At 65.4% G+C, this 19,794-nt stretch carries 18 protein-coding genes and 1 pseudogene; 9 read left to right on the forward strand and 10 right to left on the reverse strand.

The genetic code is table 11. From position 1 onward, the window contains the following. The first annotated feature begins 84 nt into the window (after positions 1 to 84). On the forward strand, positions 85 to 1,311 hold the full coding sequence (locus tag ACLJN9_RS21400) for a helix-turn-helix domain-containing protein (protein WP_410813226.1): 1,227 nt from the start codon (positions 85 to 87) through the stop codon (positions 1,309 to 1,311). A gap of 6 nt (positions 1,312 to 1,317) precedes the next feature. On the opposite strand, the gene ACLJN9_RS21405 is transcribed toward ACLJN9_RS21400, so the two are convergent. Continuing rightward, positions 1,318 to 1,998 (reverse strand): YdcF family protein, encoded by a 681-nt coding sequence (locus tag ACLJN9_RS21405; RefSeq protein WP_410813227.1) that lies wholly within the window; start codon positions 1,996 to 1,998, stop codon positions 1,318 to 1,320. Between the two features lie 574 nt (positions 1,999 to 2,572). On the opposite strand from ACLJN9_RS21405, the gene ACLJN9_RS21410 reads away from it, so the two are divergent. From ACLJN9_RS21410 to ACLJN9_RS21435, 6 genes are all read left to right on the forward strand, one after another. Beyond that, on the forward strand, positions 2,573 to 3,847 hold the full coding sequence (locus tag ACLJN9_RS21410) for a hypothetical protein (RefSeq protein WP_410813228.1): 1,275 nt from the start codon (positions 2,573 to 2,575) through the stop codon (positions 3,845 to 3,847). After that, a complete protein-coding gene (locus tag ACLJN9_RS21415) occupies positions 3,844 to 4,350 on the forward strand; it encodes a hypothetical protein (protein ID WP_410813229.1) in 507 nt (168 codons plus the stop codon). Before ACLJN9_RS21410 ends, ACLJN9_RS21415 begins: the two co-directional genes overlap by 4 nt. Next, positions 4,347 to 4,925, forward strand: a complete 579-nt coding sequence (locus ACLJN9_RS21420) for a hypothetical protein (protein ID WP_410813230.1) — start codon at positions 4,347 to 4,349, stop codon at positions 4,923 to 4,925. Before ACLJN9_RS21415 ends, ACLJN9_RS21420 begins: the two co-directional genes overlap by 4 nt. 88 nt (positions 4,926 to 5,013) lie before the next feature. Beyond that, positions 5,014 to 8,109, forward strand: a complete 3,096-nt coding sequence (locus ACLJN9_RS21425) for a hypothetical protein (RefSeq protein ID WP_410813231.1) — start codon at positions 5,014 to 5,016, stop codon at positions 8,107 to 8,109. A 119-nt stretch (positions 8,110 to 8,228) separates the two neighbouring features. Beyond that, positions 8,229 to 9,485: a serine/threonine-protein kinase gene (locus tag ACLJN9_RS21430; RefSeq protein WP_410813330.1), complete on the forward strand. Its 1,257-nt coding sequence runs from the start codon at positions 8,229 to 8,231 to the stop codon at positions 9,483 to 9,485. Between the two features lie 24 nt (positions 9,486 to 9,509). Next, positions 9,510 to 10,526, forward strand: a complete 1,017-nt coding sequence (locus ACLJN9_RS21435; protein WP_410813232.1) for a hypothetical protein — start codon at positions 9,510 to 9,512, stop codon at positions 10,524 to 10,526. Positions 10,527 to 10,737: 211 nt separating this feature from the next. Here the strand turns inward: ACLJN9_RS21435 and ACLJN9_RS21440 are convergent. The 4 genes and pseudogenes from ACLJN9_RS21440 to ACLJN9_RS21455 all read right to left on the reverse strand — a co-directional run bounded on the left by ACLJN9_RS21440 (position 10,738) and on the right by ACLJN9_RS21455 (position 14,771). Continuing rightward, positions 10,738 to 12,209: pseudogene (locus ACLJN9_RS21440) on the reverse strand (tyrosine-type recombinase/integrase). Continuing rightward, on the reverse strand, positions 12,206 to 12,610 hold the full coding sequence (locus ACLJN9_RS21445) for a helix-turn-helix transcriptional regulator (RefSeq protein WP_178063491.1): 405 nt from the start codon (positions 12,608 to 12,610) through the stop codon (positions 12,206 to 12,208). Before ACLJN9_RS21445 ends, ACLJN9_RS21440 begins: the two are co-directional and overlap by 4 nt. Next, positions 12,585 to 13,502, reverse strand: coding sequence for a DUF2637 domain-containing protein (locus ACLJN9_RS21450; protein ID WP_410813233.1), 918 nt, complete (start codon positions 13,500 to 13,502; stop codon positions 12,585 to 12,587). Before ACLJN9_RS21450 ends, ACLJN9_RS21445 begins: the two co-directional genes overlap by 26 nt. 381 nt (positions 13,503 to 13,883) lie before the next feature. After that, positions 13,884 to 14,771 (reverse strand): replication-relaxation family protein, encoded by an 888-nt coding sequence (locus ACLJN9_RS21455; RefSeq protein ID WP_410813234.1) that lies wholly within the window; start codon positions 14,769 to 14,771, stop codon positions 13,884 to 13,886. Between the two features lie 488 nt (positions 14,772 to 15,259). On the opposite strand from ACLJN9_RS21455, the gene ACLJN9_RS21460 reads away from it, so the two are divergent. Continuing rightward, positions 15,260 to 15,772 (forward strand): HAD domain-containing protein, encoded by a 513-nt coding sequence (locus tag ACLJN9_RS21460; protein ID WP_410813235.1) that lies wholly within the window; start codon positions 15,260 to 15,262, stop codon positions 15,770 to 15,772. Between the two features lie 125 nt (positions 15,773 to 15,897). On the opposite strand, the gene ACLJN9_RS21465 is transcribed toward ACLJN9_RS21460, so the two are convergent. Next, positions 15,898 to 16,695 carry a DeoR family transcriptional regulator gene (locus ACLJN9_RS21465; RefSeq protein WP_410813236.1) on the reverse strand — a complete coding sequence of 266 codons (798 nt, stop codon included), beginning with the start codon at positions 16,693 to 16,695 and terminating at the stop codon, positions 15,898 to 15,900. A 470-nt stretch (positions 16,696 to 17,165) separates the two neighbouring features. Here ACLJN9_RS21465 and ACLJN9_RS21470 point away from each other — a divergent pair, with 470 nt between their 5' ends. Next, complete coding sequence (locus tag ACLJN9_RS21470) at positions 17,166 to 17,663, forward strand: NUDIX domain-containing protein (RefSeq protein WP_410813237.1); 498 nt, start codon at positions 17,166 to 17,168, stop codon at positions 17,661 to 17,663. Between the two features lie 122 nt (positions 17,664 to 17,785). On the opposite strand, the gene ACLJN9_RS21475 is transcribed toward ACLJN9_RS21470, so the two are convergent. The 4 genes from ACLJN9_RS21475 to ACLJN9_RS21490 all read right to left on the reverse strand — a co-directional run bounded on the left by ACLJN9_RS21475 (position 17,786) and on the right by ACLJN9_RS21490 (position 19,790). Beyond that, positions 17,786 to 18,238 (reverse strand): SitI3 family protein, encoded by a 453-nt coding sequence (locus tag ACLJN9_RS21475; protein WP_410813238.1) that lies wholly within the window; start codon positions 18,236 to 18,238, stop codon positions 17,786 to 17,788. A gap of 10 nt (positions 18,239 to 18,248) precedes the next feature. Then, complete coding sequence (locus ACLJN9_RS21480) at positions 18,249 to 18,647, reverse strand: hypothetical protein (protein ID WP_410813239.1); 399 nt, start codon at positions 18,645 to 18,647, stop codon at positions 18,249 to 18,251. A 158-nt stretch (positions 18,648 to 18,805) separates the two neighbouring features. Continuing rightward, positions 18,806 to 19,333 carry a DUF6244 family protein gene (locus ACLJN9_RS21485; protein ID WP_410813240.1) on the reverse strand — a complete coding sequence of 176 codons (528 nt, stop codon included), beginning with the start codon at positions 19,331 to 19,333 and terminating at the stop codon, positions 18,806 to 18,808. A gap of 67 nt (positions 19,334 to 19,400) precedes the next feature. Further along, positions 19,401 to 19,790, reverse strand: a complete 390-nt coding sequence (locus ACLJN9_RS21490) for a hypothetical protein (protein ID WP_410813241.1) — start codon at positions 19,788 to 19,790, stop codon at positions 19,401 to 19,403. Positions 19,791 to 19,794 lie beyond the last annotated feature (4 nt).

Here is a 19,794-nt window from a genome sequence, read left to right on the forward strand (position 1 = left end):
CGTAGGGGCGGTCCGTACGCAGGACCGGGAAAATCCGTACCGGGTCCGGCGGCCTTCAGCGGGCAGGGTGATGGTGTGCGAGGTATGACGGAAGACATGACCATCGGCCAGCGCGTCGCCTTCTACCGGCGTCGACGAGGGCTCTCCCAGGAGGTGCTGGCCGGTCTGGTTGGCAAGACCCAGGAGTGGTTACGCAAGGTCGAGACGAACCGGGCCGACCTCGATCGGCTATCGGTCATACGCGCGATCGCCAAAGCCCTCGACGTGTCCCTCGGCGACCTGATCGGTGCACCGAGCCTGTTCGAGTGGTCGGACGACTCAGGGCGCGAGACCATCCCGGCCTTGCGGGCCGCGCTTCACGACTATCGTCACCTCGCGCCGACACTGGCCAGCACGGGGGACGTCGAGGCCCCCGCCCTCAGCGAGATCGAGAACGACGTCGCCGAGATCTGGACCGCCTACCAGCACTCGCGATACGGCACCCTCGCCCGCCGGCTGCCCTACCTCATCCACGACTGCCTCACCGCCACCGAGGCGTACGACGGAGACGATGGCCAGCGAGCGCACGCGATGACCGCCTACGCCCACCAGCTCGCCGCGTTGTTCCTCACCAAGCTCGGCGAAGGTGACCTCGCGTGGACCGCCGCCAGCCGTGGACTGGCCGCCGCCAACGCCAGCCACGACCACGTCGTCATCGGTTCGCTCAGCCGCTCCGCCGCGCACTCGCTGGCGTCCATCGGCGAATATGCGCAGGCTCGTGGCCTCGCAGCCACGGCGGCGCAGTTCCTGGAACCACGGCTCGCCAAACCCACTCCGCAGCTGCTGTCGGTCTACGGCAGCCTGCACCTCGTCTGCGCGCTGGCCGCCGCCCGAGACGACGACCGCGCCTCCGCCGACACCCACATCGCCGAGGCCGATGCCGCCGCAGGGCGGCTCGGCGCCGATGGCAACCACGTCTGGACCGCCTTCGGGCCGACCAACGTGTCGATCCACAAGACGACCGTGGCGATGGAACTCGGCGACGTGCAGCGCGCCATCGCCATCGGCGCCACACTCGACACCAGCACCGTGCCCGTCGAGCGGCAGGTTCGGCACGCCATCGAAACCGCCCGGGCCCTTGCCCGGTGGAACCGCATCGACGACGCGCTCACGGCGCTCCTGGAGGCTGAGGTCATCGGCCCCGACCAGGTGCGCTACCACCAGCTCTCCCGCGACCTCGTCCGCGACATCCTCACCCGCCCCCGGCCACCCCGACTGGCCGTCGAACTCAGCGACCGGATGGGCGTCCGGTCGGGAGGGCCGCGCTGGTAGCTGGGCTCAGATCAGCCGACTCGTGTAGCCAGCCGCCACCAGGCGCTCGAAGGCCGCTCGTACCTCGTCCGGCATCTCCTGCGGGATCGCGAACCCGCGCTCGGCGTACACCTCGATCCGTTGCGTGTCGCCGACCAGCATGTCCACCACCCGCCGCGGATCGCCGATGCTGCTCACGTAGTCGTCCAGTTCGAGTGGGTTCGACGCGCAGACCACATCGACCTCCGGCCACATCAGCCTGCAGGTGGCGTAGGCCCGACGCTGTTGGTAGGGCCGCGACATGATCAGCACCGACTGCACCGGGATCCGGTGTTCGGTCAGGAGCTGACGGGAGTACTCCAGGTTCTGGGCGGTGTTCGTGGCACGCGGCTCCACGAGAATCGCTTCCGCGGGTACGCCCTGCTCGACGGCGTACTCGCGGTAGTGCACCGCTTCTCCGCGCGGGAACCGCTCGACGGTCGTCGGGGCGTTCGCGCCGGTGAACACGATCCTTGGGAACAGGCCCTCGTGAAACAAGCGCGTCGCGATGACGGCCACGCCGAGATCGTGACTGCCCAACCCGATCCCCACGTCGCGCGGGCGCAACTCGTGGCGCATGTCGTGGTAGCGCCACAGCGTCTTCACATCAGCCCGGATCGCGTCAGGGATCGCCGCGGCAGGTGCCGCTGCATGCCGGTTCATCAGCACCTACCAGGTCCGGTGCGCGCTGGTCCCCTCATGCCGTCAGCGTAGGGGTAGCAGGGCAGCAGGAAGCGGCTGACTCCAGCTCCAGGCCGCTGACCCCGTCAGGACCAGGAGGCTGGCGGCGGCCACGGCATCGTGACGGGGTGCGGCCAGGATCCGACCTCGACGAGGCAAGGCCTGCCGCTCTCGCCCGAGCCTTGATCGTTGGTGCGCCGCCAGGGACTCGAACCCCGAACCCGCGGATTAAGAGCTGGCGTCGATCCATGCTTCGCAGTCCTGCATGTCCCATCAGTCCACGCATCGGCAGATTTCGACCAGTTCTACAGGACGCGCGTACCGCACGATCCATCCGACACCGACCCCCGTCCACGGCGGCCGAGCACCCGCCGAGCACCCGTATGTGCGCCCATCCGGGTCCCGGACTCGTTAGCCATGGCGGTCGCTCGGCCGTTACTTGTACACGTCCGATCTGACCGTTTCAGGTGGCCTCGGACTGGCCCTCGTCCGGCGACTGACTGACGTACATCTGACTGACGAGCACCACTACACAGTCGGATGGTTCGATAATCTGCTGCACGTGACGCCATCCGATGATCAAGGTGCCCTCGGCGCATCAACTGGACAATCGGCGGCGGTACCGCTGCCCAGGGCGGCGCATGCCTTCCACAGCAAGCGGGCCAAGCACGTCGCGGCTGCACTCGGGCCGTTGGTGCGAGAGATCAGCGGGCTCGATACCACGGACGATGAGATCGATGCAGCCATCGAGATTTGCCGGGCCCTCGTCGACCTCGACCCGGAGGGACGCAGTGTCTCGACCCGCCGCCTCTTCGAATATCTAGGCTCGAAGTATTCGCGCAACGTTCTTGATCGGCGGCTCACGGTTCTGATCCGCGGCGGGGCGATCGTCAAGAAGAACGACCGCATCCATGAGAGCGAAGTCCGGCTGGCGTTGTCTGGCTCGCTGGCGCTTGCGCTGATCCCCTGGATTTCCACGATGTCCGGACATCGCGCCCTGCTAGAGATGATGAATCAGGCTCAGCTGCGGGCGACCGCGCCAGGGGCGGACGTCTCGGACGTCCGGGCGGGCCTCAGGGACTTGACCCGAATGCTCCTGGCCTTTGCTAGCGGTCTGCGCGAAATCATCGACAGCCGCGATGTAAAAGCAATTCTGGAACATGCGTCCGAGGTCGATGACGAGCAGGTACGGTCCCGCATTCGACAGATTCGAGCAGCCGTACGACGCGGCTTCGACAACGACCTCGATGATGATCTGCGAGATCTCACGGCGGCGGCCAGCCGGTACGTTCGCCAGCAAATGCGCCTACTCAAAGGGCTAAGCGGCATCCGCGGTGGCGTGAAGTCATGGATTCGAAGCGATGAAGTCTACGAAAAGCTCAAGCATGCGGCCCTTGCCGACCTGGCTGCGCTGTGGGACGGCATCGCATTCGACGAATCACCATATTGGATCAGCCCACACAGAGTGATGACGGCCGTCAACGAACTCACGTTCGCTCCCGGTGAGGAGGTTGTTCCCGAGCCGGCAGATGACGACATCGTGACCCCTGAACCTTCGTTTGAAGATCACCTCCGGGATCTGGCGGATCAGCTCCTCGACGGCACCTCGGAGGTTGATCTGACGGCGTTTCTGCTTACGCGACCGTGGCCGGTGCCCATGGTGACAATGGCACACCTGGCAGCACTGGCTGGCATGGAGGTCGGCTACAGCCTGACTCATCTCGACTCGATAGCGGTACGGCAAGATGGCGACGTTGCACGCATGGCAAGCGGTGTCGTGCTGCACCGAGTATCCGAGCCCGCCACCATGCGACCCGCTAGGGAGACTGGCTCGTGAACCAGAGTCCACTGGAGCTTGCACTGGTTCGCCACGGCGTATCGCTACCGGTCGATGGACTCCGCATAGCGGACATGGAAGCCGCGGCACGAGTCGTCGGCCGTCGCCTGCATCCCGTCACGGGGCCGAACGGACACACGCACGTCGTACTCGGCTGGGACGCATACGAACCCGCAGGAGAAGCACGAAGGATGCCTCGGCGGGGGCTTACCGTCGGCGCAACCAAGGTGCTGATTGTCGCGGTGGCGCTGCTGGCCGAGGTGGAGACGTCTGACGGCATCTCGCCGGTCGACATAGCCAGCATCCTGGAGCGGCTGACCGGAAGAACGCACACGGTCGGCCCCGCGCTGGAGACCCTGGAACACGCCGGCCTGCTGGCGCGGGTAGACGATCGCTGGATGCTTGGGACCGTGACTGCCACCTGGGACACCGAAGCACGGGAGGCGATCAAGAATGCCGTCCGGCGTCTTCGTGATCATCCGAACTGGCAGAGTTCGGAATGAGTAACACCACGGATGAGACCGCCGTGCTCGCGGCCGTCAGGGCGCTGGAGGCAGCGTCGGCGCCCTTGCGCCCACAGGACTGGCCGGCGCTAGCTGAGCAAAGGTTGCGGTCGCAGGTACAGGCGCGCCTGGCCGTGGCCGGCCGCCAGCTAATCAACGTGAAGGACCAAAACGGAAAACCGCTCGGTTATGTGAGCGCCTGGTCAGACGACATCGTCGAACAGATAGCTGAGAGGCGGCACAGCCTGCGGCAGAAGGATCTAGCCATCCTCGCCCTGATCTACCTGCACACCCACGTCCTCGCAAACCTGCTGGCAGAGGAGATTGGTCCCATTGGCGAATGCCTAGAAGCACACGAGGGCCCGAACGGTCGGGATGTCATTGGCGACTCCGAACTCCCGGAGATTCTGCGCCGTCTACACATGCATGAACTCATCGACAGCGTGAAGCGCCTGGGGCCCGCCTTCAAACGGCTGTCGCCTGCGCAGCAACGCAGGCTGGACGAGAACCTTGTCTTGTTGTGTCGCCCGAACAGCCAATGGGCCAAGCAAATCCGGGAATCCAGAGTGAAATAAGGAGTTCCCAATGGTGTTCACTCCCACCCTACCCTTCGACCCGGGCAATCTAGGCATAGTAGGCCCTAGGGTCCTGCGTGGATTTCAGATGCTGCGGATCGGGCGCCACACCAGTTCCGTCTTCCTTTTGCCCCAGGGCGGTATATGGTTGGTCACCGGCCAGGGCCCCGGTTCTGGCTCCAACGGTGTCGGCAAGACGGTACTGCTTGGAGCCCTGACCCTTTTGAACGGGGATCCCCAGTGGAGAGGTGAACACGGAGTCGGTCCGTACGCGGCGCGACTGTTGTTCGACAGGCGACGAGCGAAGATCTCCGACACGCGCTTCGAAGACGCGTTACGCGGGTTCCTCATAGGAGTTTATCTGCACCCGCAACGTCCCGACGACGCCATCACCGTCATGATGCGCATTCAAAAGCTCGACGGCAGGTACATTCAGGTTCGATGGAGCGAAGGGGTACTGCTCGCCGAAGGCCTCTCCGAGGCAGAGCGGTTGCGAAGCGCCGAGGGGATATGGGAGAGCATTCGCGCAAGCGGGCAGCTCGGCGCGATCACCTACGCAGAAGAATTATTCGGCCATTCGCCACGCTGTCTCGCATACATTCGTGCCCGGGGAAGCGAAGACAACCAGGACACCGGGATCCTCGCTTTGGGCCAGAAGCAGTTCAGGCCGGCAGATCTAGCACAGCACCTGATTGCGTTGACGGGGCAACAGCAGGCCGTCAATGATGAGCGCCGATACAGACAGCAAATCGCGGCCGAGAAGCTGGTCCTAGACACCGAGAAGGCAAACCATGAAGAGCTGCTTGAGAAGGAGCGACAGCAGCTGTCAGACATTGAAAACCGAGCGCAAGCAAAGCGAATTGCGGAAGAGGCGGAAGGACAGTGGCACAACTTTCTTGAGCTTGGTGCCACGCTCGAGCAACTCAAGGAAAAAGCGTTCCGCAAGAAAGCGCAGGAACTCCGGTCGAAACTGGACGGGATCAATAGGAAAATCCAGGAAAAAGAACGGGATCTGAGTGAGCTCCCCAGCCTTGCGACATTAGCCCGAAAGTCAAGCGAAGACGCGGGGCGCGCAGAGGATGCCAGCAAGAAGCTGCGCACAATCGGCGAGCAGATTGGAAAAAGCAAGACGCGGGAAGAGCACCTTCGCACCATCATTCCAGGGCTACGCACAGCTGCGGCGATGTCCCTTGGGTTTACTGCCGAGCAGGCACAAGAGCGGTTGCGCGCTGCCACTGAAGCAGAAGCCGGACTCAGGAAAGTAGCAGGCGAAACCAGCGCCCGAGTTACTGCAGCACGCGATGAAATCGAGCAGATGCGAGCTGGGCACGAGGGCGCAGCTGGCCACGTCATAGCCGAACTCGCTGCTCACGACATACCTGCCGTAAGGCTGCTCGACCTGATCAGGCTGGACGATGACCAGCGAACGCTTTGGGAAGCTCGGCTGGCGCTCTACGCCGACGCTCTGGTGGTCAACAGAAGTCACCAATCGTTTGACGAGGCCGTCTTCGAGGACGTCCTGCGTCACAGCCCGGGCATCCCCGTCCTCGCAAGCGATCAAGAGATCGAGCCAATTACCGTCCCGCCGGCTGGCTCCAGCTTGGAAGGTGCGCTGGGCAACCTCGTCCGCACCCTAGACTCCCGTTTGACGAGGGTCGACGACGCCTCGGTCAGTGACCCTCAGCTCGGCGTCAGAATCTGGGGCGGCTTCGAGCTGCCCCTTACGGACCGGAAGGCTGTTATAGCGGCGAGACTGAGGAAGCTGGAACAACTCGAAAGGGAGCATTATCAAGCCGAAGGTGCTGTCGAGAAGGCGGCAAAGCGGGTAGAGGAATCGCAACAAGTTGTCGATGCCGTAGCAGCAGTCAGGGAGCTGGCTGCGGCCGAAGACGAGCACACTAAGGTAACGGCGCGGATAGCGGAGCTAGAGAAGCAGTACACCGCAGGCGAGGAGATCGCTGGAACCTTGCGAGACGTCGCCGTGCGTTCCAAGGAGGCGTTCAATACTCACGACGCGACGTTGAAGAGTCTGCGCCAAGAGATCAATGACCTCAAGCACAATGGTCCTGACAGCCGCGGAAAGACTACGGAGACGCTGGGCGAGGCACAGGAGCAAGTCGAGCGCCAGGAACTCGTGACGCAACGCTGGCGCGAGTCGCTCGGTGTCACCGCGCTCGCTGCAATCGTCGAACGGGTCGAGGCGGAGACTGCCGACCGCCTGAGTACTCAGCGCAACGCAACTCTCAGAGAAGCGTGCAATCGGCTCATCGACGCCATCGACTGCGTTGTCGTCGAATTGGCCCGCCCCGAACAGGTCGCAGAGAGCTCCGACAAGGACGAAAAACCCTTTGCCGACCATGTCGCAGGACTGAACATGCAAGTACTTGAACTCCGCGAGTGGTGCAAGGCGCACCATGCACCTGCCGAGGCCAACATGTCGTTCCGTACGCGTGTCAAGGCGCTCGACGACTGGCTAGCATGGTTCAGCGAAGGCGATGCCGAGGAAGAGGCAGCCATTCTCTCCCGCCAGGCAGCCCGAAGGCAGAACATCGCCGCCCGAGAACACGCGACGTCGCAGACAGAACAGTGGCTCAACAGCATGCGCGACATGCAGATCGAGGACATCGGTAAGGCATTCCGGGAAGCTGAGAAGCAGCTAAATGATTTGCTCAACGTGGCCGGCAGGGAACGCGTCGCGTTGCGGTTCAGTCATGTCGATGTCGGAGATCCGCATGAGCCACTCAGGTGGGAGATTTACCCGGAGTGGATAATGAAGGGAGGCGAGGCTGTCGAATACGGATCCTCGCCAAACACCGCCGAGCTGATCATTCTTCATACGCTTCTCGCGGTCTCCTCGATGGTGTCTGCTTCCGATCCACAGGGCCGGATGATCGTGATCGACGAGTCCGGTAACAACCTCGACGGAAGCAACCTCCGAAAGCTCGCTTCTATTCTCCAGCACGTCGCAGCGGCGAACGGGCTCTCGGTCGTACTGGCATGTCAGGACGTCTACTCCCACCTGGTGGCGCAGCACGCCGCCAGTCAGCTGAAGCTCCTGCGGCCCGCCACCAACGACGCCCTGAACGCCAAACCGTCGCTCTTGCACGGGCCGGAAGACCCAGAGGTATTGAAGCTGTTCTTGCCCCATCTGAGTGTCAGTGAGTCGGCGTGGCCTCAAGAATAGTCACGGCAGCGATGCCACAGGAAATTCCCGGGTTGCCGGCACCTCTTGATGCCTTTCCGGTGTACCGAGTACACGAGCGCAAAGACGGCTCCGAAAGATATGAACTTCTCCGCTTGACTGTGGAGGCCGCCGCGAAGCCGACGCACGAGCAGCTGTACGAGACGCTCCAGGCGCTGCCCGCCGGGACGAGGAACTGGCTAACCCGTCAGGTGGTACGCAAGGCAGCCAGTATCCATGATCGCTTCAAGGAGGAGGCACTTGCTACCGCTTACCACTGGTGCACAGCGGGCCTGGTCCGGCTCGACCTGTTGCCACCGCGACACGAAGGCAACCCCGGGCCACTCATCGGTTGGAAGCTGACTGAAGGCGTGAGCAGCTACGCCAACAACCAGCGTGAGCAAACCGAGCAGGAGACTATGTCGATCTCCGCACAGCTCGCCGAGGCCCGCGCCCGGCTCGCGGACCACCCGCTTGTCCCACTGCTCCTGGCTAGCGATGCGATGGATATAGAGTACAAGAGCCACCTGCTTATAGTGGCCGAAAATGCTGCTGAAGGAACCATCCTGGCAGGCAGAATGTCAGAATTGCGCACATACTTGACCGATGGCGAATTGGCAACTCTATTGGTCGCGCGCCAACAATATCGAGACTACAAGCCTGTTGGCGAACTCGCCCGTGGCGGCCAGGCCATCGTCTTCAGCTCCCGGCACAAGCACACCGACCAAATCGTTGCGGTGAAGCGCGCCAAGTCACGGGACGACAGCGCTGTACGCCGAATGAGACGCGAGATCGAAGTGGCGGAAATCTTCGGTGGACACCCTCACATCATGCCTATCTTGGATGCAAGCCCAGATGGGGACTGGTTCGTAATGCCGCTGGCGCAGACGACTGCACTGTTGGAGATGGACCAACTGCGACAAGCACAACAACTGAAAGCCATCGTCATGAGCGTACTCGACGGCCTTCGGAAGCCACACGCCAAAGGCTGGATTCACCGCGACATCAAACCCGAAAACATTCTTAAGATCCAGGGGCGATGGGTGGTAGCGGACTGGGGAATCGGCAAACGACCGCATGGCCAAACGAGCACTCCCGGACATACCAGAGCCGGAACGCTATATGGCACCGAGGGCTACGCTGCGCCCGAGTTAAGCGACGATGCCCACAAAGCAGGTCCGGAGGCTGATATTTACAGCGTCGGGCAGCTTATTGGGGCCATCCTTACAGGCCGGGTGCCACAGGCGAACATTCCGCTCCTGCCCGACGACCGCGGATGGCGGGAAGTTGTCGCTGCCGCAACAGCGTTCGATCCTCAGAGCCGCCCATCCGATGTAGATGAATTCGAAAATCTCTGTGCGCCGTTGTGGCACGGGTGAGTTGCGATAAGGAAGGTCCCGCACGTGAAGCGAATCGTGCTTGAGCCACTTTTCCTACACGCCGAATTGGTCAGCGCCTTACTCGGTCGCAACCGGGTCAGAAGAAGTTCCCCTGCCTCCCTCCGGGAGACGGTAGAGGGCGCACTTTCCGATTCAGCGCCCACAGCTTACGAATTGGCCGAGATGCTGGGTGAAGCCCTCCCCCAACTGAATATTCATGAGCTCCAAAGGATTTTCCACGAAGGCTCTCTTCGAGTCGGCACGCTGGTCGCCATCGAGCAAGAGTTCACCTTCGCGCGTGACCGCTCGCTTGAAGGGCCCGGAAGCAGCCCCATGCGCTTCACGGCGCCGATGAGCACCGACGCCGATGTCCACGTGCACGGGATCTTCAACGCCGAGCGTCTTGCTGCTGCATCAACCGCAGGGAACTTGGTTGGCGAGAGGGAGGTGTTCGTTCTAGGAACCATTGTTCGCCATAGCGGGAGATCAATCGAGATTCGGCCATCCTTCATTGGTATTCGGTCTTACGTGAAAGATGATCTCGACGCGCTCTTCGGAGTTAGCGAACCTTTGCGAGTCTATCCATCAGAGATCGATCAGTTCAGCGGCGTCGACTTCGCGACTCCGTGCACGCCTTCCGAGCTTCAGGCACTGCACCACACGAGCGAGGACGAGGTCAAGCGCTCCATCGCCGCCTTGATTGGTGAACCATTTGTCGCCAAAGACTGGGGCGGAGAAAAGTCCGACCTCTATACAAGCCGGACGTCGATCCGTGGTAATCATGTCGCAAGTGCGTGGCTATTCAAAGGCCCCGGCGCGAACGGGCCAATGACTGTGCGAACGCTTGGTAAGCGCGGAGACCAGATCGATCGACTTTATAGCGAGCCGGCCGACCTTCTGGTGCTGCAGCACTATCGCGAAATAGCAACGGCCGTCGTAAACATGATGTCGGTGTATGCACATCAGATGAGCCGACCTCGAAAGTTCATGATCCTCGACGGCGAAGACACAGCCAAGATTCTTAGAGCGATAGCGGTCTGATCGGCACCCTCTCTTTCTTCAAACGGGTCAGCCTCAAGGTTGCGAACATCGCCGCGAACGACACGACTTGGAAAAGTATGCCCCTATTGGCGCCGGCTGGCCCTCTGGCACCTTGTGAGCAGCCCGGCCTGGACCGTGCTCGCCGACGTTGGAATGCTGCGAATCAACCCTGCTGGATCTCTCCTCGGGTCGTGCCGGCGCAGACATGGGTCTACGCCGACCTTTCAGCGGCGCGCTGGCGCGGGACGATCGACGCAGTGGCTTCGGCGGCGGCGTGGGATAGCTCGGGTAGAACGTCGCCGTAGAACTTGGCGGTGAAGTGCGGGCTGGAGTGGCGGAGTCGGCTGGAGATGATCTTCATCTGCACGCCGGCGGCCAGGCCCATGGTGGCGGCGCCGTGTCGAAGGTCGTGAAGTCGGATGGGTGGTAGCCCGGCTTGGGTGGCGAGGTGGTGGAAGTGGTCGGTGACGTCGGCCGGGTGGAGCCGCCCACCAGTGGGTGTGGTGAACACGAGTCCGGTGGTGGTCCAGGCAGGACCGGCGGCGAGGCGTTCGCGGTGTTGCCGGGTGCGGTGGGCGCGCAGCACTGCGACGGTTTCGGTGTCGAGGGCGACCGCGGCTTCGCTGTCGGTGGTTTTGGGTGTGTCGATGGCGGTGGCCCAGCCGTGTTGGACGAGTTGCCAGCGGACGGTGAGGGTGTGGGCGTCGAGGTCGAGGTCGTCCCAGTGCAGGCCGCAGGCTTCCCCGCGGCGTAGGCCGGTGAAGGTGATGAGGTGGTAGAGGGCGTAGAGCCGGTCGTCGGCGTCGTGGGTGTGGTCGAGGAATCTGCCGGTGTGTTCGGGTGTCCAGATCATGACGGGGCTGGGGGTCTTGCCGGTGCCGCGCCAGGTCTTGATCCGTTGGTCGGTCCAGACGGTGGGCTTGGGTGGCCGGGCTGTGGGTAGTTCGACCATCAGGGCGGGGTTGGTGTCGATGTAGCGGTAACGGCGCATCGCGTCGTTGAGGGCCTTGCGCAGGGTGGCGTGGATGACGTGCAGGGTTCTGGGGCCGACGATCCGCTGGTTCTTGACCTGGTCGCGTTTCGCGGGGTCGCGGCTGGCGCGCAGGGTGGCGATGGTGGTGTTGCGTTCGGCGATGGCGTCGTACATGGCGTCGATGTGTCCGGGGCGGAGCCGGTCGATGCGCAGGTGGCCGAGATGCGGGATGAGGTACAGCCGGATGTGGCCTTCGTAGGAGCGCAGGGTGCCGGTCTTGATGTTCTTGCGTCCGGCGAGCCAGTCGGTCAGGTACGCCTGCATGGTGGGCAGTTCGGTGGGAGTGATGTCAGGTGCAGCGCCCGCCGAATCTGGTCCGGGGTGGGGACGGGAGCGCCGGTCTTGACGGCGGCCTCGATCAGGTCGCCGGTCTTGACGGTGGTGTGCGGGTCGGTGGGGTCGGGGACGGCGAGCGCGGCCCGGATGCGGTCCAGGACGGCGTCGGCGTCGGCCTGGGTGGCGTAGGGGCCATGGCGGAGCGGGCGGCGGGTGCCGTCGGCGCGGGCTGGTACTTCGATCTGCCAGTGCCAGTGGCCGAGGGTGCGGGACCAGCCGCCGCCGGGCCGGCGAAGCTGGGGACAGGAGCGTCCCAGTCGCCGGCCCGTGACGCTGTCGCGGCAGCCGCAGCGTTTGAAGGTAGATCCCTTCACTCATCGTCTCCTGGATGCTTCGTATGGTGCCGCCAGCGGTGTCGGGTGGAATCCGCTGGTGGCGGGGTCATCGCATCCACGCTCACCTTCGCGTCGGCTTCAAGTCGTTCGCCGCCGGTCCCGTTGGGGTTGGGTTGGAGGAGGTGGAGCAGGGCGGCGACCGGGACGATGATGCGGCTGCCGGCCCGGATCAGCGGTATGGGGAACTGGTCGGTGGCGGCGAGCCGGTACGCCTGGGATCGGCTAATCCCGAGCACGGAGGCGGTGGTGGCGAGGGTGGTGGTCACGCCGAGGGCACGGATGCGCTCGACCGTCCACACCTCCCCGACACCGGGCACGGCGGTGGTGCTGTCGGTCGTGGTGCGGGTGGTCTGGTCATCGTGATTCGTGGGGCTGTTCATGATCAGGTTTCTCCTGGTTATGAGATGGATGGCTGTGCGGTAGGAGCGGGGTAGCCCAGCCGGGGTCGACCGGCGCAGGGGTGGCTGCTCCGCCACCGTTGCGCCGCTTCGGTAACTGAGGCGGTGGCGTCGGGTTGGTCGGCATGATCGGGCTCACGATCAGTCCGGGTGGTGCCGACGATTCGACCTTGAGGGTTTTGAGGAGTTCGGATAGGCGAGTGTTGGACACGGTGTGACCGGCTGCGCGCAGCGCTTCGGCGAGTGCCGCCCGGGTCAGTGCCTGCCCGTCCGTGGCGAGCCGGTCCCGGACCTTGCGCGCCGCCAGCAGCAGCTCGCCAAAGTCGCCGGATGGCTGCGCGGACGGTCCCCGGTCCGCTCTCCGCTGCCGGTCCCGTCCGCCACGTCGACGACGCCCATCCGATGAGCGAACGGTCCCGGTGCTGGATGGCTCCCCCGCCGTGACGGCGGACCGTACCGTCTCGTCCGGTCCGCTGTCCTGAGCGGTCCGTCCGGCCTCGTCCGGTTGGCAGTCCGCGACCGTTCGGGCGGTGGCGGGCGTGGCGGTGCTGGTCCGGCCGAGGGCGATCTTGACCATGACGAGGAATCCGAGCGCGGGTACGGCGGCGGCGACCCAGCCGATGACCGAGGGTTCGGCCTCGACGACCTGCGCCGCCAGGGACAGCGTGACGGCGCAGGCCAGCACAGTGGCTGGGAAGACGGTGGAGGTGTGGGCGCGTTTGCGGCGGCGCAGTTCCAGGCCGGAGGCGATGGACATCAGCTCCAGGACGATCGCGTCTGCCCAGGCCAGCCAGCCGGGTTGGCCGTGCGCGGCGGCGACGTTGTGCACGTGGGTGAAGCTGGCCGCTCCGGCTGCGCCGCCGATGGCCAGCATGATGACGACCTGGACGACGCCCTCGACGCGACTGCCGCGCGGACTGGTGTCCGGGTCAGGGATCGGTGCTGTCGTGGCCCATCACCTCCCCGACCCCGGACAGGGGTTCCGGTCCGTCCGTCAGTCGCAGGAGGCGGGACCGGATGGCGGACCGACCCGGCTTCGGACAACAGTCGGGACGGGGCTCGGACACCGGTCGCGGACCGCCCGACGCGGACGCCGGACCGAGAAGTGGTCCGCCGCTGCGGGAGCAAACGACTGGTGCTCCCACGAATCTGTCAGCGCCGCCCGCGCTGCTCACGACAGATCCGTGACAGACGCCGGCCGTTGCTGTCCGATCCGCAGCGGAGGTACTGTCCACGGCCGTCGTGCCGTCGCCGATCACGCGGCCTCACCCGCCCGGCTGGAGACGTCAACGGCATACCCGGCCAGGTCGGCCAGCCGCAGCCGCTGCCCTTCCCTGCCGGCCATGGCCCACACCGCCTCTGCCGGGCCGAGGTCGGTCGTCGCGGCGTGGTCGCGGGCCCCGGTGGCGACCGGCACCGCCAGCGGCACGTCGGCCAGCACGCGGCGTAGGTTGCGCTCGCGGGCGGCCGAGTGGAGCCAGAACAGCACCGGCCACGCCCGCTGGATCGTGCCGAACAGCTCCTGGTAGCCGTCCACCTTGGCGGCCAGGATCGACAGCTGCTCGGCGCCGGTGTCGTACTCGACGAAGAACGGCACCTCGACATCGTTTTCGGCCCACCGGCCGTAGCCGTCCGGGCGAACCCTCGGCTGATACGCCCGCACCAGCCCCGGATCCTTCCGGCTGGTGAACGTACCGGCGCGCTGGCACACCACCTCCGGCAACCACTCCACCAAGCCGGTACCCGGATGAGTGCGGGCGTGCCCGGCCAGGTCGGTGAAGAAGCCGTTCACCCCGAGGCGGTGGGCGAGGCTGCGGGTCGAGGTCCAGCGCCGCCGCTCCACCCGGGCGTGGTCCCGCCGCGGTGGACGCTCGTCCCGACTCGCGGCGACGACCTCGGCGCCGAGCTGGTCGATGACGTAGTGGTACGGATACGAGCCGCCGTCGGCCCGCTGCGGCCGGAACCGGGCCACCAACCGCAACCGGTACAGGGTCCGCAGGCGCCGCTGGCAGAAGTCCAACGACGGGAACAGGGCGGTCGCGAGCTGGAACGAGGTCAGTACACCGTGGTCGTACAACCAGCCCAGCAGCACACGATCACGGCCGGTCAGCTGGGACTGGACCCGAAGGACCGGATCATCCACCGGCTACCACCTCCTTGCCGAGTAGGGACTGCCAGCCCCAGGGGGAGAGACCCGAGACCAGGCAGGGTCTGTCGCAGGACAAGCCGACGACACTGACAGACGAGCTGACCTGCGGTGTGAGAGGAAACAGGGGGTCGGTTCGGGGGTCCGGCTGAAGACTGACGTCAACGCTGACGCCAAGCCCGACCCCCGAACGGGGATCAAGCCGGAAGGCGTCACCGCCAATGCCCGCGGTGATAGGTGAAGGTGTCGGTGAAAACACGAGAACTCCTTGGTTGAGGGTGTGGGAGGTGGTGCTGGTGGCGTGGTCGGACACGACAACGCCGCCGGAGCGGAAGGGGCCGGTGAGATGCATTTCGGCCCGCCCATGCCGTGGGCGCCGTAAGCGGCGTACGCCTACCGGCCGCCGGGAGCACCGGCGAGACCAACGGACCTGGGGCGAACGCGCGGAGGTAGTTGGCGGCGGGGTGGGGCTAGCCTCTTGGATCATGTCCGACTCTGCGCCGCGTCCCTTGCTGTTCCTTGACGTGGACGGCACCCTCATCCCGTTCGGAACACCCGCGGCGGCCCAGCCGGGCGCGTCGCATGGCCGCCCTATGGCACTGGCTCTACCGGCCGATGCCCATCCCCTGCTGTACAAGGTCGATCCGGGACATGGCCGCCGGCTGGAGGCCCTGCCGTGTGATCTGGTGTGGGCGACGACCTGGATGAGCGACGCGAACGACGTGCTCGCGCCGCTGCTCGGGCTACCGCCTCTGCCCGTTGTGAACTGGCCCGACGCCGACGGGGTCAGCGTCCTGCACTGGAAGACCCGTGGACTGGTCGAGTGGGCGCAGGGACGCCCCTTCGTCTGGGTCGACGACGAGATCTCCCACGCCGATCAACAGTGGGTATCGACTCATCACCACGCCCCGGCCCTGCTGCATCGGGTCGACCCACATCGCGGCCTGACCGAGCACGACTTCGCTGCCATCGAAAGCTGGCTCGCGCAGGCGCGGTAGGGCCAGCTTCCAGCCATCGCGGGTGGTGCGCTGGACGGCTGTCTGCCAGTCGGGGCCGTCGATGGTGAGGTCCCCCACCATCCCGCTGGCGTCGGCCGCAGCCCGGGAATCGTGACGTGGTGCGGTCAGGATCCGACCTCGATGAGGCGACGCCTGCCACTCTCGCCCGGTACCTGCCATACCTGGTCGTCCGGCCAGTGGCGGTACAACAACTGCTGAGTGGTCGTGGCGACAGCGTTCTGCAGCGGCTCGCGGAGCAGGTCGGTCCGCAGTCGTTCCTCTCGCTCGGCGTCCTGAGCAATCACCAGAACCGCCCCGACCGGCACCAGATGGTCCGCACGCCGGTACCCGGCCAACAATCCACCCAGCCCTGACGTCGCTCGCTCGTGCTCGGCGACGACGCCGCCGATCGGGCCACGATCGACGTGGACCAGGAACCGCAGGCACCGCCCGTCCTGCAGCCAGACGCCGTAGCCGTCGGCCCGCAACTGTGCGAGGTCGTGCTGGCGCAATAACGCCGAGGTCTCCATCGTCGCCAGCCACTGGAACAACTCGCACCGCCCCGGGTTGCGCCGCGACACCTCCACCAACGGCAGGAACAGCAAGGCATCCGCCCGACCGGAGGAACGCTGCCCCAGCCGCAGCGGAACAGGCCGCCCCGACGCTGTCAGGGCTCGCCGGAGCACGTCGGTTCCCTCGGCCGTAACCTCGTACCACCAGGTGTGGGTCCGGTCCTCCGCCGAGCGGTCGCGGCGTACCAGTCCCGCCTCGTGCAGCCCCACCAGGTCCCGGTGAGCCGTCAGCCGCGACACTCCGCAGACAAGCGCCACGTCCAGTGTCGTCGCGGAACCATGCTGCGCCAGGTACGACAGGATCCGCCACCGCCGCGGGAACAACCGCCTCGTGGCACCCTGGTCGCCCATTTCCCGATGATCCTCCTGGCGTCGACAGTCCGACATCCGGTCCCTGACAGCCGTAACAGAGAGTGGTCAATGCGCCGACGGAAACATCGGAAGCCAGGACCGCCGTGACCGGAGACAGCGCTCGCCGTCGGCCGTCGGCCGGGGCGTCGGCGGGCCGTGCGAGCACCCACATATACAAACCGGGGTTTTGGGGCCGATTTTGGTGATCACTGTTCATTGAATCAGCCGAAGAGCTGAGGACAGAAGACGCGGTACGGTCAAATCAGACCGCCGTTAGTTGATCTCTGTGATCGACGCCGTACTGCGGCACCGATCTGTCGGAGGCCCGAGACAAAGCCATGCCGACTCAACGATGCAACGCCATGCACCGAAATGACGGTTACTCCGGGTAACAACGCCCCGGGGAATGCCGCCACGTCTCCTTTAAAAACGGGGTCGATGCGCCGAGGGCGAGCCGTAGGGTCGGTCGCGTGGCCGAGACGCAGACCGAACCGGATTTGTCCTACATCGCCAGCGTGACGCGGGTCCGCGCGGCGGCCGGTGTGATCCTCCGCGACCAGGCCGGCCGGGTGCTGCTGGTCCACCCGGTCTACAAAGACGTGTGGGAAGTTCCCGGCGGAACCGTGGAGCCGGACGAGTCCCCGGCAGACGCCTGCACCCGCGAGATGCGGGAGGAGTTGGGCCTGTCGCTACCGGCAGGAGCGCTGCTGTGCGTCGACTGGGTACCGGCTAACCCACCGTGGGACGGCGGACTCATGTTCGTCTTCGACGGCGGGGTGCTGACGGCGGACCAGGTCGCGGCGATGCGACTGTGCCCGGACGAGCTCGACCGGTTTGAGTTCGTCGAGCCGGAACGCCTGGGCGCGTTGTTAATCCCTCGCCTGGCTCGGCGGGTTGCTGCGGCGATCGCCGCTATCGGCCGTGGCGGTGTCTACCTCGAGGATGGAGTCGCGACCTCGAACAGTTAGTCGTCAACGCGGAGCCTCGGCCGCAGCCCGGTACCGGGGCATAGAGGTCGCCATCTGCACACGAAGCCGGTGAGGTCTCCTCACGCCAGCGGCGTCATCGGCGACGACCGGCTCCGAACCACTCACCGGTCGACAAGGTCTTCCCCGCCGTGCACATCCCACCAACTCGGTGCGTGCCTGCTCAGCGTTCCCGAGAAGCGGGTCAGTAGCAGCCAGTCGGCGTCGAGGATCAGCGCGGCGTCCTCCGACCGCTCGTCTAGCACCCGGGCCACGGACGCCAGCATCTCCCGCGTCGCCCAGTCGGAGGATTCGCCCTTGATCAGCCGGAAGCCGATGGTGACGTACCGCTCCGGTTCCCACTCCCACGTCGAGCCGTCACCATCTTCGGCCTCTAAGTAGCCGTGGGATCCGGCGTGGATGCTCACCGTGTAACCACATCGATCGCCGAGGTCCGCACTCAGCACCCGAGGTCTGCCATCCACCGCCGACTCCTCGGCACCGTCTGGGGCGACGACGCCGGCCAGCGCATCGAGCGGAACGTCGCCGGCCAGCGTCAAGCGGTACTCGGTCGCCATGGGTAGCCCTTCAGTCTCGTCGCAGGATCTGGATTATCGCCCCGCTTCGCGTCACCGCCACCAGTTCCTTCAACCCTGCGATCGGCCAGTCGTCGAACTGCCTCTGCAACGCCGGGAGGTCGCCACGCCAGTCGTGGAGGTTGACCACCACCCGTTGGGTCTGCTCGCTGGTGATCTTGTCGGATACCCCGCTCCACACGCCTCGCACGCTCTTCGCCGGCATCGGGGAGTAGCAGTCGAAGACGTGTCCCTCGACCAGGTAGTCGGGATCCTTGCCCGGTTTCCCGGAATCACCGGTACCGAGACGGGCGTCAGCGACCTCCTGCCGGGTCGGGTTCTGGTGGAGCCGGTACCCCTGGGCAGCGACGGTATCGGCACACTGGTTCTCCAGTTCCAGAGAGCGCCGCACGCGCGCGTCTTCCCTCGGAGGAATCCGGGTACGCCGACCGGTAGGCGAGCCGCCGCGCTCTCCGGTCGGCTTACGCGTCCACGGCGTCGTCACGCCCCTGCCGGGGGACGGTGTGGGAACCGAGGCAGGGCTGGTCGGTACGGCACCGCCAGCCCCGCTCAGTTTCCCGAAGACCCCAGCTGTCGTGCCTCGGCGATCGCCGCGTCAACGGCCTGTCGGGTGGTGGCGGTGCGCTGAACCAGCATGACAAGCACCTGTTTGGCGCTCTCCAGAGCCTGCAGCAGCGGCCCCGGCTGCCCACCCTGCAAAACCCCGACGACAAGCTGCTGCGCCTCACCGACCTGGGTGATCGTGGCGGCCGTCCGGTCGCGGATGCCGTCGACCGCACTCTGCACCGGAGTCAGCCCGCTGATCGTCTCCCCCGGACTGGCCCGCTCCGGGACACCAGCGGTCGCCTTCGTGGCATCACCGACAGCACCGGCGAGACCGCCCAGTCCACCCCGGATGGTGGCGATGGCCCCGCGAACCCGCGCCACACCGGCAGCGACCGCGGCGAACCCGGCACCCGCAGCCCGCAGCGCGATCTCCTGTGCCTGCTGATCAGCAGCGGCAACCAGACCCTGCGCACGCTCGACCCCGGTGGCCAGCGTACGCAGCTCCGTAGTGATCTTCTCGACGTGCGACACGCTGCCGGATCCCTCCCTGGCGACCAGAGCTCTCAGCAGGGTTGAACCTACCGCCACGGCACCGACGTCACCAGACGTCGCGGAGCGGTAAGCGATCAGTGGTCGCGGCCGAGAAGGACGTGCGGGTAGCCCTTGTTGATCTGCTCGCCGAGTCGATGCCGAGGTCGACGATGAACGCGTGCAGGCGTTGGACCACGGCGTCAACGGAATGCCAGCGCTTGAAGTTGATCGACGCTCCATGATCTTCCGTACAGAGACGCAGCCATTCGGTGATCACCTCGGAGGCGAGGAAGTCGCGGTGCGAGGCGTTGTAGTAGGCATCTACCTGCCAGGTGGGCTTGGCGGGTTTCGCGCCGAGTTCGGCGAGCCTGGCCTTGAGCCAGCCATCGCAGGCGCTACGACCCGTACGACGACGCCGCCTGCGGCACGCGTTGATCCGCCTGAGCCTGAGAGGCACAATC

Source organism: Micromonospora sp. 067-2 (assembly GCF_046549295.1).
In the GTDB taxonomy this organism is placed as follows: domain Bacteria; phylum Actinomycetota; class Actinomycetes; order Mycobacteriales; family Micromonosporaceae; genus Micromonospora.

Coding starts and splice junctions, on each gene's coding strand:
- ACLJN9_RS21475 (WP_410813238.1), bottom strand. CDS start 18,238: ATGGCGACCGAGTACCGCTTGACGCTGGCCGGCGACGTTCCGCTCGAT.
- ACLJN9_RS21400 (WP_410813226.1), top strand. CDS start 85: ATGACGGAAGACATGACCATCGGCCAGCGCGTCGCCTTCTACCGGCGT.
- ACLJN9_RS21450 (WP_410813233.1), bottom strand. CDS start 13,502: ATGCTGGCCATCGGCGGCGCAGCCGGAGCGGCCAGCTTCACCCACGTG.
- ACLJN9_RS21465 (WP_410813236.1), bottom strand. CDS start 16,695: ATGGGCGACCAGGGTGCCACGAGGCGGTTGTTCCCGCGGCGGTGGCGG.
- ACLJN9_RS21460 (WP_410813235.1), top strand. CDS start 15,260: ATGTCCGACTCTGCGCCGCGTCCCTTGCTGTTCCTTGACGTGGACGGC.
- ACLJN9_RS21425 (WP_410813231.1), top strand. CDS start 5,014: ATGCTGCGGATCGGGCGCCACACCAGTTCCGTCTTCCTTTTGCCCCAG.
- ACLJN9_RS21445 (WP_178063491.1), bottom strand. CDS start 12,610: ATGAACAGCCCCACGAATCACGATGACCAGACCACCCGCACCACGACC.
- ACLJN9_RS21420 (WP_410813230.1), top strand. CDS start 4,347: ATGAGTAACACCACGGATGAGACCGCCGTGCTCGCGGCCGTCAGGGCG.